This window comes from Psychrobacter sp. Pi2-1, assembly GCF_904846645.1.
GTDB lineage: Bacteria > Pseudomonadota > Gammaproteobacteria > Pseudomonadales > Moraxellaceae > Psychrobacter.
In genome coordinates this window covers 437208-450752 of record NZ_CAJHBO010000001.1, presented here as the reverse complement: position 1 = coordinate 450752, position 13545 = coordinate 437208, and the positions used below count along the sequence as shown (strand labels likewise).

At 43.2% G+C, this 13545-nt stretch carries 8 protein-coding genes; 4 read left to right on the top strand and 4 right to left on the bottom strand.

Translation table 11 applies throughout. The features are described from left to right. Positions 1 to 210 precede the first annotated feature (210 nt). Together aceE and JMX91_RS01725 are read left to right on the top strand one after the other, a co-directional pair. A complete protein-coding gene (gene aceE / locus JMX91_RS01730; protein WP_201547403.1) occupies positions 211 to 3021 on the top strand; it encodes a pyruvate dehydrogenase (acetyl-transferring), homodimeric type in 2811 nt (936 codons plus the stop codon). A gap of 28 nt (positions 3022 to 3049) precedes the next feature. Then, the gene (locus tag JMX91_RS01725) at positions 3050 to 4771 is read left to right on the top strand and encodes a 2-oxo acid dehydrogenase subunit E2 (protein WP_201547402.1); all 1722 of its coding nucleotides are present in this window, start codon (positions 3050 to 3052) and stop codon (positions 4769 to 4771) included. Between the two features lie 196 nt (positions 4772 to 4967). Here JMX91_RS01725 and JMX91_RS01720 read toward each other — a convergent pair whose 3' ends face one another. Continuing rightward, complete coding sequence (locus tag JMX91_RS01720) at positions 4968 to 5600, bottom strand: OmpW/AlkL family protein (RefSeq protein ID WP_201547470.1); 633 nt, start codon at positions 5598 to 5600, stop codon at positions 4968 to 4970. Positions 5601 to 6312: 712 nt separating this feature from the next. Here JMX91_RS01720 and JMX91_RS01715 point away from each other — a divergent pair. Continuing rightward, entirely contained in the window at positions 6313 to 7296 is a 984-nt protein-coding gene (locus JMX91_RS01715) for an ion transporter (RefSeq protein WP_057759421.1), read from the top strand. A gap of 127 nt (positions 7297 to 7423) precedes the next feature. On the opposite strand, the gene JMX91_RS01710 is transcribed toward JMX91_RS01715, so the two are convergent. The 3 genes from JMX91_RS01710 to JMX91_RS01700 all read right to left on the bottom strand — a co-directional run bounded on the left by JMX91_RS01710 (position 7424) and on the right by JMX91_RS01700 (position 12375). Next, entirely contained in the window at positions 7424 to 8071 is a 648-nt protein-coding gene (locus tag JMX91_RS01710) for a TerD family protein (protein ID WP_201547401.1), read from the bottom strand. Between the two features lie 97 nt (positions 8072 to 8168). Beyond that, positions 8169 to 9311: a helix-turn-helix transcriptional regulator gene (locus JMX91_RS01705; protein WP_201547400.1), complete on the bottom strand. Its 1143-nt coding sequence runs from the start codon at positions 9309 to 9311 to the stop codon at positions 8169 to 8171. Between the two features lie 223 nt (positions 9312 to 9534). Further along, a complete protein-coding gene (locus tag JMX91_RS01700; RefSeq protein WP_201547399.1) occupies positions 9535 to 12375 on the bottom strand; it encodes an ATP-binding protein in 2841 nt (946 codons plus the stop codon). 357 nt (positions 12376 to 12732) lie between these two features. Between JMX91_RS01700 and rsmG the strand changes: the two genes are divergently transcribed. Continuing rightward, positions 12733 to 13449, top strand: coding sequence for a 16S rRNA (guanine(527)-N(7))-methyltransferase RsmG (rsmG, locus tag JMX91_RS01695; protein ID WP_201547398.1), 717 nt, complete (start codon positions 12733 to 12735; stop codon positions 13447 to 13449). The last annotated feature ends 96 nt before the right edge of the window (positions 13450 to 13545 follow it).

Below are 13545 nucleotides of genomic sequence, written 5' to 3'. Positions count from 1 at the left end.
GCATTATGACGGTTTGGCAGATGTGTTGATTTGATGCATTTGTCGATATGAATAATACTATTTTTATAATCAAGCAGTATGTCATCGCATAAAACAATGGAATGCTTGGACGTAGCAAGGATGTCATAAGTAAACCAATCTCTCATCATGCATTTTTCAATGAAGACCTGCCATTAGGTAGGTATGACTGATATAAAAGGATTAACAAGAATGAATTATTATAAGGATGCTGATAGCACCGAAACTCAGGAATGGCTGGCAGCCTTTGAGTCTGTGGTTAAACACGCAGACAAGGACCGTGCTCAGTTCCTCCTAAAAGCCTTATACAATATGGCAGTTCAAGAAGGTCTTCCGTTCAACAGACTAGACACTGCGTACGTCAATAGTATCGCTGTTGAAGATGAGCCAATGTATCCAGGCGATCTAGGCATGGAGCGTAAGATACGCGCTTTGATTCGTTATAATGCACTTGCTATGGTCATGCGTGCCAATAAAAACGACGATGATCTAGGTGGTCACTTAGCGACATTCGCCTCTAGTGCGACACTTTATGAAACGGGTTTTAACCATTTCTTCCGCGCCGCTAGCGATCACTTCGGTGGTGACATGATCTATTATCAAGGTCACTCAGCGCCAGGTATCTATGCGCGCTCTTATCTAGAAGGTCGCTTGACCGAAGATCAGCTTGACAATTTCCGCCGTGAAGTAGGTGGCAAAGGTCTATCAAGCTATCCACATCCCTATCTCATGCCGGATTACTGGCAGTTCCCAACCGTATCAATGGGACTTGGCCCAATCATGTCTATCTATCACGCCCATGTACATCGTTATATGGAAAACCGTGGCTTACTAGAAAAAGAAGGCCGTAAGATTTGGACATTCTTAGGTGATGGTGAAACGGATGAGCCAGAAAGCTTAGGGGCAATTTCTCTCGCTGGTCGTGAGAAGTTGGACAATCTAATATGGGTAGTCAACTGTAACTTGCAGCGTCTTGATGGTCCAGTTCGTGGTAACGGTAAAATCATTCAAGAGCTTGAGTCAGTATTCCGCGGCGCAGGCTGGCGTGTGATTAAAGTCATTTGGGGCGGTAACTGGGACAGTCTACTGGCCAATGATAAGACAGGCGTGCTAAAACATCGTATGGAAGAAGTGGTCGATGGCGAGTATCAGTTGTACGAAGCGCGTACGCCTGAGTTTACTCGTAAAGAGTTCTTTGGTAAGTACCCAGAACTAGAAGAGATGGCTGATGCGCTAACGGATGAAGAGATTTCACGCTTGAACCGTGGTGGTCATGATCCAGTTAAAGTTTACGCTGCCTTTAGCGAAGCCATGAAAACGAAAGGTCAGCCAACCGTTATTTTGGTCAAAACCGTTAAAGGTTATGGCTTATCTGCCCAAACGCAAGCGGTCAACAAATCGCATCAAGTGAAAAAGCTGGATCAAGAAGCATTGGTCTATTTCCGTGACCGTTTTGATTTGCCATTTACCGATGAGCAGCTAGAGACCCTACCATTCTACCGCCCTGAAGAAGGTTCGGCGGAGATGAAGTATCTCAAAGGTCGCCGTGAGTCGTTAGGTGGTCATCTGCCTAACCGCCGCAGTGGACATATTCCATTGAATATTCCTGAACTGTCTATGTTTGATCGAGTATTAAAAGGCAGCAATGGTAAAGAGCAATCGACGACGATGGTATTCGTACGCTTGTTGTCAGCCATGCTAAAAAACAAAGATATCCAAGACCGTGTTGTGCCAATCGTACCGGATGAAGCACGTACTTTCGGTCTTGAAGGTATGTTCCGTCAGTTGGGTATTTACTCAGCTGTGGGTCAAAAATACACGCCAGAAGACAGTGAAGCATTGATGGGCTACAAAGAAGCCATCGACGGTCACATGTTAGAAGAAGGCATCAACGAAGCAGGGGCGATGAGCACTTGGATTGCATTAGCAACCAGTTACTCTGTGAACGCGCTACCGATGATTCCGATGTATATCTACTACTCGATGTTTGGTTTCCAGCGTATTGGTGATTTGGCTTGGGCGGCAGGCGATTGTCAAGCACAGGGTTTCTTGTTGGGTGCAACTGCTGGTCGTACAACGCTTAATGGCGAAGGCTTGCAGCATCAAGATGGTCATTCGCAGATTCTGTTTAATGTCGTGCCAAACTGTGTCAGCTATGATCCTTGCTTTGGTTATGAGCTAGCCGTTGTCATGCATGACGGTCTACGCCGTATGTATGGTGAAGGCGAGCGCGTTTACTATTACTTGACGTTGATGAATGAAAACTACGAGCAACCTGCTATGCCAGAAGGTGCCGAAGAAGGTATCAAACGTGGTATGTACTTGTTAGAGGACAATGGTTCAACACAAGTACAGCTATTAGGTTCTGGTGTTATCTTACGTGAAGTACAGAAGGCATCACAGATACTAAAAGACGAGTTCAACATTACGTCTAACGTCTGGAGCGTAACCAGCTTTAATGAGTTGACTCGTGATGGTATGGTTTGTGATGACTACAACCGTCTACATCCAATGGACGAAGAGAAAGTGCCTTGGGTTACTGAGCAGTTAGCACCGCACGAAGGTATCGTGGTTGCAGCGACAGATTATATGCGTAACTACTCAGAGCAGATTCGTGCTTGGTTACCAGACAACCGTCCTTACACAACTCTAGGTACCGATGGTTATGGCCGTTCCGATACGCGCGAAAACCTACGTAGTTTCTTTAACGTTGATGCTGCGCATATTGTTGTGGCAACGCTTAAGCGCCTAGCGGACGAAGGCGAAGTTGAGATGCGTTTGGTTAAAGACGCGATTTCAAGCTTAGGTATCGATGTAGACCATCCACCTGCATGGCAACAGCAGTCTTATTATGATCAGTCTCCAGATGCACCAGCACCAGGTAATGTAAATCCAAATCCTGTACCTGAATTCATCGCTGAAGACGATGATGAAATCAGTAATGAAGGTCGTGCTGAAGATCAAGCAGATGCAAATGTACTTGATGATAAAGATGTCAAATAATAATAACCATAAGACGAGGAAATAAATCATGGACATTAAAGCCCCCGATTTAGGTGTTGATAGCGCCGAAGTCAGCGAGATTATGGTAGAAGTTGGCGATGTCATCGCAAAAGATGACAACATCGTATTATTAGAATCTGACAAAGCATCGGTTGAAGTACCAAGCTCTGCTGCTGGTAAAGTGACTAAGATTAGTGTTGCTATCGGTGATCAAGTCAGCGAAGGTATGGTGCTGATTGAGCTTGAAAGTGCAGACGATAGCGCAGAAAGCAATGATGATAATACTGCTGCTGAAGAGCAAGAAGCGAACAGCACAAATGATGTCGAACCAGAATCAAAGCCTGAGCCTGCTGCAACTGAATCAAAGCAATCAGAGTCTGCTGCGAAGCCAGCCGCTAATGCTGGTAAAGCAACCACTCATGCATTACCTGATTTAGGTGTTGACGAGGCACAAGTTTCTGAAATCATGGTGAGCGTTGGTGATACTGTTAGCGCTGAACAGTCGATTTTGCTAATCGAATCAGATAAAGCATCGGTTGAAGTACCAGCGCCAGTTGCCGGTAAGATTGAGAAAATCTTGGTCGAAGCAGGTGATATGGTTGCTAATGGTCAGGACTTTATCGTCATCATGGCAAGTAGTACAGATGATGCTAGTGATAGTGAATCTGAAGCTCCTAAGCCACAAGAGCCAGCACCAGCCAAAACAGAAGATAAATCAGCTGCTAAAACCACTGGTGAGCCAAAACAAGCTGCTAAACCGACCAATACTGATACAGCTGCTAGCAAAACGGAGGGTAAATTAACTGAAGCACAGGTCAATGAAAAATTGGTTGATGTGTATGCAGGTCCTGCCGTCCGTAAACTAGCGCGTCAGTTAGGTGTGGATATCACACAAGTGAATGGTTCAGCTCTAAACGATCGCATTCTAAAAGAAGACTTGTTTGCACATGTTAAAAACAGTCTAACCAAGCAGAAAGCGGCACCTGTGAGCAGTAATCCTGTTAGCTCAGGTCTACCGAAACTGCCTGACATGAGTAACGCTGAGATCTGGGGTGAGACAGAAACACAAGACCTCAGCCGCTTGCAGAAAGTCTCGATACCACAGCTCAACTACAATACTTTGCTACCGCAAGTAACGCAGTTCGATCTGTCTGATATCACTGAGACTGAAAAATTACGTGGTGAGCTAAAAGGTGGCATGAAAGCTGAAGGTATTGGCTTCACTATCTTAGCATTCGTGGTTAAAGCAACTGCTTACGCGTTGACCCAGCATCCACGATTCAACAGTCATTTGAGCGATGACAATACTCAAGTTATATTGCGCAAAAGTGTCAATATGGGTATCGCAGTGGCAACTGATGATGGTCTTATTGTACCGGTTATCAAAAACGTACAAGATAAAGGTCTGAAGCAAATTGCGATTGAAATTGGCGAGCTTGCTGTAAAAGCTCGTGATAAGAAGCTCAGTACCAAAGATTTGCAAGGGGCGAGCTTTACCATATCGAGCCAAGGTAACTTGGGTGGTACGGCATTTACGCCATTAGTTAACTGGCCACAAGTTGGTATTTTAGGTGTCTCTGAAGCAAGTATGCAGCCACGTTGGGATGCTAAAAAACAAAGCTTTGAGCCACGTTTGATGCTGCCACTGTCTTTGTCTTATGACCACCGTGTGATCAATGGCGCAGATGCTGCTGTATTTACTCGTTATATCGCAACGTTACTAGCAGACCCACGTCGTATCTTGATCTAAAGCTAGCTAGCAATAAAAAAAGACTGCCCACGGGTGGTCTTTTTTTATGAAGATTATTTGTTCTTACAGGTTATTAGCTATTTTTATAAATAATTGCCTAGTAGCTAGTGTAGACAGATGGTAGTAACCATAGTTAATAGGCACAAAAAAGCCAGCTATCAAGCTGGCTCTTATTACGCATGGTATCTTTACTAATTTAGAACTGTTTAACGAATGCTACGCCATATACCCAAGGGCTAATATCAACTTCACCGATATCAGTACCGTTTAGGCTTGCATCTGTTTTGATGTCCATATAACGGGCATCAATACGGAAAGATTCAGTTGGAGCAAAAGGAATATCAAGACCAACATGGCCAGCTACACCAACGCTATCATCAAGTTCTAAATCATTACCGTTACCAAGGTAGATTCTTTCTTTGAAGAAAGTCGTGTAGTTCACACCAACACCAACAAAAGGCTTCACATTCATAGGCAGATCATAGCCATCGAAATGATACTGTACAGATAGAGTAGGTGGTAGGTGCTGAGTTTCTGCATCAATTTCGTTACCAGCATTATCTGTTAGGGTAATGTCATGATGAAATGGAATAGCAGCTAGCAGTTCGATACCAACATTGTTAGCGATAAAGTACTCGCCACTGATAGTTGGACGAATGTCGTCGTCAACTTCTACAGCTAAAGTGCCGTTGGCTAATTGACCATTATCACTTTTTGGATCAACCATGTGTGCGCCAGCAGCAACAGACCAAGTACCAGCAGGGACTGCAAAAGCAGTTGTCATTGTAAGTGCAGCAGCAGTTGCTAAAACTAGGGATTGTAGTTTCATCATTTCATTCCTTAACGTAATAAAAAATTATCAGCAGTTTTCTAATGAGGGATGGCATTAGCTACTGATACATAATGTCATGATTAACGTTTAATCTGTAACATTTAATCTCTATTATAATACGAAAATCATTATTATTGGTAAGGTTTTAAATATAAATTAGCAATGTTTTTGCAATAAATTACATTTACGTGTAATTCAATTGTCTACAGTCTATAATTAAACACAATAAAAGCTGCTTTTTAAGTAAGTGTCATTGACGTAAGTCGGTATCTCTTATTTACGATTCAACAAGAGGTGCAATATATTATGCTTGGCTATTGCAGTAACTCCCCTCTACGCTGTACGAATGCGCGTACAATGAAAATACTGAATCAGGTAGACTCTTGTTGTCCTGAATGTCACTTATTTTTGATACCTGTGCAAGACATTAGCCAGCAGCTGCGTGCTGACGAACAGTTCTTAAGGTTCTCTATCCTACTAATTGTGTTTATACTGCTGGTATCGGTCTATATTTATTATCTGCATTTCGTATAGCCGATAGTCATTGCTGATAATGACGAGTCAGTACCAAATGAAGCGTTTCTGATAAAAATCACGGATGATTACTGTAAATATCTCCTATGTTCTGTGACGAAAATTTGGTTTTTATTGTTTGACTGTTGTTTTATTCTATTAATATCAAATCGGTATTTCACCGCATAGGGCTGGCATGTTATTCCAATCTATACGGCGCTTGCGTCATTTTGTTTATGATATTTTACAAAATGAAGAACATGACACGTTATTTAGCCGTTACGTTGATTATTTTCTTATATTTTTGATTATGACTAACGTAGCTGCTGTGATAGCCGAGTCTGTCGATCAGTGGTATTACCCTTATCAAGATTACTTCACCTTATTTGAAAATTTCTCTATCGTTGTCTTTTCCATTGAATACTTATTGCGCCTGTGGAGTGTGGCTGAAGCCAAGCCTGATAACACAACATGGAAACAGCGATGGGATTGGCTCAGAAGCCCATCCGCATTGATTGATTTAGTAGCCATCGTGCCCGCCTTTTTGAATTTCTTTGTCAATATTGATTTGCGTTTCTTGCGTATTTTACGTTTGTTTCGAATCCTAAAATTGACGCGTTATTTTGCCTCAATGCGTATCTTGCTAGTCGTGATTAGCAAGGAGCGAGGCTCGTTTCAGGCTGTTATCTTTATTCTTATTATTATGATTGTGACCGCCTCTAGCGGTATTTATCTAGTGGAGAATCACGCACAGCCAGACGAATTTGAGTCCATACCTAAAGCGATGTGGTGGGCTGTGGTGACACTAACAACAGTAGGCTACGGAGATGTCACGCCAATTACTAATGCGGGAAAAATATTGGGTGCTGTCATTACGATATTGGGTGTGGGTCTCGCTGCACTGCCGGCGGGTATTCTAGCGACAGGACTAGCAAATGAGTTGGCTCAGCGCCGTGAAGAGCTTGAACAGCATTTTCGTGAGCAGCTCATTGATAGCGATTTTGATCTGGTACAGAATCAGATGATGATTGATAAAATTCGTCGAGAGCTGGGTTTAGATAAAGAGCAGGCACAAAATATCGTCTTACAGGTACTTCGAGAGCAAGAACTTGAACGGCGTGAGAAAGAAGTTGAAACGCGCCAAAAAAACTTCTGTCCGCATTGCGGTGAAGTTTTATAGGCAAGTGTGAAATGATTTATGAGAGATAGGTTCTTAGAAGTTAATTACAATCAATGATTTGCCCATAAAAAGAGGTCTTGTGTTTGGATAGCATAAGACCTCTTTTATATTCGATGACCAGTTGCTCTTATATACCCTGAGGAATGGGCAGTGCACGTGCTAACTCATGAGCTACTTCTTGTGCTGCATTTGCTAGATCTTCTGCAGTGAGTGGTAAGTTTTGCAATGTTAAATGCCAGTCGTCAACAGATCGACGCAAATGCGCTACCCATAGCGTGGTGCAGTCGCGTGGGAGCTGCTTAAGGTTGACTTCGAAACAACGGTTTCCTTCATCGTCACTCAGATGAATTTCGCCTTTCTTGACTCTAGAAAACGAATGGCTATGGTATGAGTTGGCAATTAAACCAATATGAGTAATATGAGTAGGTATTTTCTCAAGCTCCAATCTGATTTGCTCTTGATCAAGCGGGGCAAGATACATGGCTTGTTCACCGCGATCCTTACCATTTAAGCTGTCACCTTGATGCTTGACCGATTCAGCTTTATCTCGTAATTGCTTAAACCAAACGATGTCACTGATGACGCAATTGTCATCGTACAATACACAAGCCAGATCAATATCCATCGCGCTTTGATTTTTTTTGAAGCGCTTAAACATACCTTTTGGCTCAATTTTGGTAAATTCATAATTGAGCGCAAAGAACAAAGTCCCTGCGTCTAGTCCAAGTCCTCGTAAACTATCTGACAACAGTGGTGATGGGGCAGTGGTCGACATAACTTTCCTTTTTTATTCTTAGTTTCTAACCGTTATCTAGATTTGGTGCTTGCTTACATAAGGCGTGCGGATGTTAGCCTAACTCAGGTCAGTGATGTCACTCACTGATTGCTGTTGAAGACTTATCTAATACTGCTTGATAAAGTAGTTCAGGCTTAGCATCTAATAACCCACTCCCAAACCCACGTAGCCACCAGACCAGCTGTGAGGTCAAGTTAACAGTGGCTTTTACAGTAAGGGTGTTATCCTCATTTAGCGTCACGGTTTGATCGTCATTAAGCTTACTTTCAGTCAGACTTTTACCAGCCTGCCTAGTAAACCTAAGCTCAACAGCGGTATTCTTGCCACGCTCGTCCAATTCGCCAAACAGTGGGTGGCTAAAGCCCATGCTGCCTTCATCCAAATACGTATCGAGTTGAAAGTTTTCTGGCGTTTTTGCAGCGGTTTCGAGAATCTCAACACTATCAAACCGATGTAAGGCAAAGGTGCGAATGGTGGCTTCTGGATCGTCAGTACGAGTTGCCAGCAGATAGATAATCACGCCACGCTGGATAATTGCGATTGGATTTAGGATATATTCGCTGGCTTGTGATTTGTTGCTACGAGTATAACAAGCATGAATCTGCAGTTGATAAAATAGCGCGTGGTAAATATTATCTTTACTGTCTAAATCTATATCTGGTGCGATAAGTGGCTGGGTGGCAGGCTCAATACGCACTCTGTCTATCCAAGAGTGGGTCACTTTGCTGTTTTTAAGCTGTCGCCGTGCTAAGTCAAACCAAGGAAATAATTCATCTAAGATAACAGGTGGCAGTAACTGGGTCAGATTGGCCTCAACCATATTAAAAGCAACCGCTTGTGATAAGTTCATATGCGGCAAACTTTGTAATGGGGCATCTTCTTTCCAGCGCCAACCTTGAGGATTGGCATTGTTTTTTTCGATAGGGAAGCGTTTTGCAAGGGCATTTAAATCGCGTTGAACAGTACGTAGGCTGATATCGAAGCCTGCCATCATCAGCTGCTCATAAATATGCGTGGTGCCTACCCAGCGATTGCGCTGTAGTTGTGATAGTACTTGCCATTGCCGAGCAGTCGTTGCCGCACCATGTCGATTGTCACTAATATTGGCGGCATTGGCCTCTTTTGAGGTACCAGTGTCTACAGCTGCAAGCGCACCTGCCTGCTCGCTAGGATTGGACTGAGCTTGGATGTTATCAGCATCAGTAGGATGTACAGTCATTAAGAGATACCCTTTATGAAGTTACAAGTCGGTTTCTGGCACGATATTACTCGATCAGGAACCGTTAATCATCGCAGAAAAGCAGCGTAGCGTCTAGCGACGTTCATGCATGCGTATGTTTATTTAATAGTTGCTATTCGATGGTTGCTGCTCGATCTAGCCATAGATATAACAATGAATCTAGTCGAACAGCAATGTGCGTATCGGTAGTACCGTTTAAATTTTAATTGCCATCCTCATCGACAGCTGTTGTCTCGCTATCGTTTAGGGTGTCATCAATAGGCTTAGCATCGCTTTGCTTGTTACTTTCCTCGCTACCTTTCTTATCACTTCTCTCACCTTTTCGCTTTTCTTTTATTCTCTTATCTTCTTTCTTTGGACGTTTTTCTTTACGCTTTTTCTTCGCTTTCTTTTTGGAATTTTCATCATCGATGTCATCAGTGCTTTCTTGGTTTTCATCCCACAGCATCAGACGGCTTAATACTTTGCCAAATAAAGTATCTTTACGATAACGGCCTTTTTTATTCATGGTGTCGATGGGCAAACCAGTCATCAGCGTCAGGGCTTCACTTAGCGTATAGACGCCATAGATATGAAATTTGCCTCTATTTACTGCATCGATAATGTCGTCACGTAGCATCAGCTGTTTGACATTAGCCATCGGAATGACAACGCCTTGATCGCCTGTTAGCTCTTGCTCGCGGCAGGCATCGAAAAAACCTGCGATTTTGGCATTGATACCACCAACTGCTTGTACTTCGCCTAACTGGTTCATAGACCCAGTAATCGCAAGAGACTGATTGATGGGGACGTTTGCTAACGCGGATAGCAATGCACAGCCTTCGCTAACGGTGGCACTATCGCCATCGATTTGCGCGTAGCTCTGCTCGAACGCCAGTGAGGCACTAAAGTTCAGTGCATGATGTTGACTAAACAGCGCTCGCAAATAGCTGGTCATAATCAGCATACCCTTGGCGTGTAAACTACCACCCAAGTCTACATCGCGCTCAATATCAAGAATTTCACCTGTGCCAATATTGGGCTGAATGACCGCAGTAAGCCGTGCTGGCATGCCAAACTCACTATCAGCATAACTGACCACGGTCAATGCATTAACTTGTCCAATAGCATCGCCTTGCGTTTGGATTAGCTGCTGGCCGTTTTTCAGCTCATCCCAGTACAGATCGCGTAAATATCCTGAACGCTCATCCATGTCATCGATTGCTTGAGTGACATGATCTGCCGTCACCATAGTCTCATTATTTAAGCGAGCGTGACGGTTTGATTCATGCAATAGTTTAATCAATAAGTCACTGTGTAGGCTTAAACGATCTTGTTCTTCAGCTTGCAAGCTTAAGTGCTCAAGTAGTGTGGCCTGCGCGCTACTATCAAACGGATAAAGGTCGGCATAGTCGATGATATCGGCCATTTTTGCGACCAATGCCAATTCATGCTCAATGGTACGAGGCACATCGTCATGAAAGTCAGCTCGGACTTTGAATACCGCATCAAACTCAGGCTCAAGCTCCAGCAGCTCATAATATAAATCTGCTTCACCTAACAAGATAACTTTGATATCTAAATCAATAGGCGCGGGTGAGAGAGATAAGCTACCGGTTAGCGTCAGCATTTGCTCTAGACTAGACAGTTTGATTTTTCGTGATTGTAATGCGCGCTTTAAGCCTTGCCATGCATAAGGATGTTCAAGTACGTGGCTGGCTTCTAACAGTAAATAGCCGCCATTAGCGCGATGTAGAGCACCTGCACGAATCATACTCACGTCAGTGGTTACTGTGCCTAATTGGGTGATTTGCTCGACATGCCCTAACAAATTGAGATGGGTTGGCAAATCTTCAAAAACCACTGGCGCGCCACTGTCAGGTGTATGACTGACAATAACATTGACTGCATAACGACTAGGCGTCGTAGCCAAAACTGCCGTCACAAACTCCTCATCATCGCCATTGACGATACGCTCTACGTGAGTGACCATGTCATCAAATACAGCCTTGAGATATGCCACGACAAGTGGATGAGTCGCAAACTGCTCATAGATAGGAGTGAACAATGGCTGTAAAGCACGTTGGGCAATACTACGATGTAATGCCTCTATCTCATCGTTGGCTTCGTCTTCTAGTTGCTCTAAAGCGATAGTCAATTGACTCAGACGCTTTTGCATATGGTTTTTTTGTACAAAGTTATTCAGCTCAGCTTCATACTCATTATTGCCATATGTAGAATCTTGGTTTTCCTTATATCCATTATCTTCATCGCTCAAAATGTTAATTTTTTCGCTATCATCGAGCTTTTCTGAATTTTTTTGATTGTTAGGTGTTTCTACCTGTTCGTTATCACCGCTGTTGCTTTCTGTAGGCAGTTGACTAGGATGAACAAATACAGCTTTATTATCAAACGAGCGAAACGTTAATGCTAGGTCATATTGTTTGCCTTCAGCATTAAGCGCGTCATAGGCATGACTTTCTTTTTGATGAGTACTGTTTTTGATAGCTTCGATTTTGCTCTGGTATTGATCGCTACGAAAGCGTTGGCTTAAACGTTTTTTTGCTTGCTGCCATAAGTTATTAACTTGCTGCTGTAATAGCGAGGCTTGACCAGCTGGTAGACGCAGCGCCAATGGTGTGCGTGGATCAGTGAAATTATGCACGTATACCCAATCATCTGGCGTCGGTGCGTCGGCGGCAATACGTGTTAACAGACGACTAATTACAGTACGCTTACCCAAACCGTTTTCACCAGCGGCAAACACATGATAGCCACTGGCTTTAATATCCAGCGCTGTATGTAATGCTTTGAGCGCGCGTTGTTGACCGAAGCCCACATCTAAGTCGGGCGCAGTGCGTGTATCTGTAGGCAATTCATCAGGGTCGCTATAGCGTTTTAATTGCTCAGCGGAAATGCGACAATTTTGCTGAACCTCTATGAAGATAGGGTTTGGGGTATCAGGTGCTGTTTGCTTAGTATTTTTTGAGTCAGTAGTAGGTACTACCATATTGTTAGCGTCTTTTGATACTGGCGATATAGGTGTGTAGGGTTGTTCTGTCATAGGCGTTTGAAAAATCATCTTAAAAAGTATTAAAGGAATATGAGAAGTGATTGGTTTTATCTAGTCATGCGTATTCTGATTTTTTTATAATCAATCATGACATCTTACAAGATATAGTCACCTATTAGCGAAGTCATTAAGCGCAGTTTTGTATCATATTTAGGCAAATGCTTGAGCGTAAACAGTAAAAAACGAATGACTTAATCAGCGAATTGAAGGCAATCAAAGCAGAATAACGCCTCATGATAAGCGTAGATAGTATAAGATGTCCCACATTGGCGCAATCTGCAACTATTCAATGGGCAGACTGCATGATAAAATAAACGGTTCACAAGTCAAAACTGGATAACTCGTTGTATGTCAGCTTCCGCTAAAAACTCTTCATCGTCTGCTAGTATGGGTAATATCAATATTGATCCGACTGGTTTCGTAAAGCTTGGTGCGCAACTGCCAAAGCTGGCTAATATTTTGGCGCAAGCGATAAATGAGCTGGGTCTGCCGTTAAGTGAAACGCAGCAGCGCACGTTATTATTGTACTTAGACCAGCTTTTATTATGGAATAAAGCGTATAATCTGACCGCGATCACTGATCCAGAAGAAGCGCTGATCAAGCATGTGATAGATTGTCTGTCTATTATAACGCATTTACCCGCCGGATCGTTGCTAGATATCGGCACGGGAGCAGGGTTGCCAGCAGTTATTATTGCCATTTGTCAGCCTGAGCGCCAGTGTACGGCTCTTGATAGCAATCAGAAGAAAGTCCGCTTTATTAAGCAAATCAGCAGCGAGCTTGGCTTGAGTAATATGCAGCCGATCGCATCGCGTATTGAAGCGCATGAAGCAAGCTATGCGGTGGTGACATCACGAGCGTTTGCCAGTTTGATAGATTTTGTAGAAGTCGCGCAGCCGAGATTGGCAGATGGCGGCTTCTTATGCGCTATGAAAGGTAAAGTACCGAATGAAGAAGAGCTGCAAGCACTTGATAGTGATTGGCATATCAAAACCATTAAGCTGACGGTGCCAAGTTTGCATGACAATCGTCATTTAATTGAAATGTCTGCTAAAGATAGTTAAGCCATAAACACTTCGCAGTCATGAAACAGGCACTGTTTTTTGTGAAACACAGTTTACGTCTGTATCTAAATGACATAGTATTTAAAAGCATTTAAA

Excerpts from the sequence above, each read along its gene's own strand:
- aceE (WP_201547403.1), top strand. The coding sequence starts at position 211 with ATGAATTATTATAAGGATGCTGATAGCACCGAAACTCAGGAATGGCTG.
- JMX91_RS01725 (WP_201547402.1), top strand. The coding sequence starts at position 3,050 with ATGGACATTAAAGCCCCCGATTTAGGTGTTGATAGCGCCGAAGTCAGC.
- JMX91_RS01720 (WP_201547470.1), bottom strand. The coding sequence starts at position 5,600 with ATGAAACTACAATCCCTAGTTTTAGCAACTGCTGCTGCACTTACAATG.
- JMX91_RS01715 (WP_057759421.1), top strand. The coding sequence starts at position 6,313 with ATGTTATTCCAATCTATACGGCGCTTGCGTCATTTTGTTTATGATATT.
- JMX91_RS01710 (WP_201547401.1), bottom strand. The coding sequence starts at position 8,071 with ATGTCGACCACTGCCCCATCACCACTGTTGTCAGATAGTTTACGAGGA.
- JMX91_RS01705 (WP_201547400.1), bottom strand. The coding sequence starts at position 9,311 with ATGACTGTACATCCTACTGATGCTGATAACATCCAAGCTCAGTCCAAT.
- JMX91_RS01700 (WP_201547399.1), bottom strand. The coding sequence starts at position 12,375 with ATGACAGAACAACCCTACACACCTATATCGCCAGTATCAAAAGACGCT.
- rsmG (WP_201547398.1), top strand. The coding sequence starts at position 12,733 with ATGTCAGCTTCCGCTAAAAACTCTTCATCGTCTGCTAGTATGGGTAAT.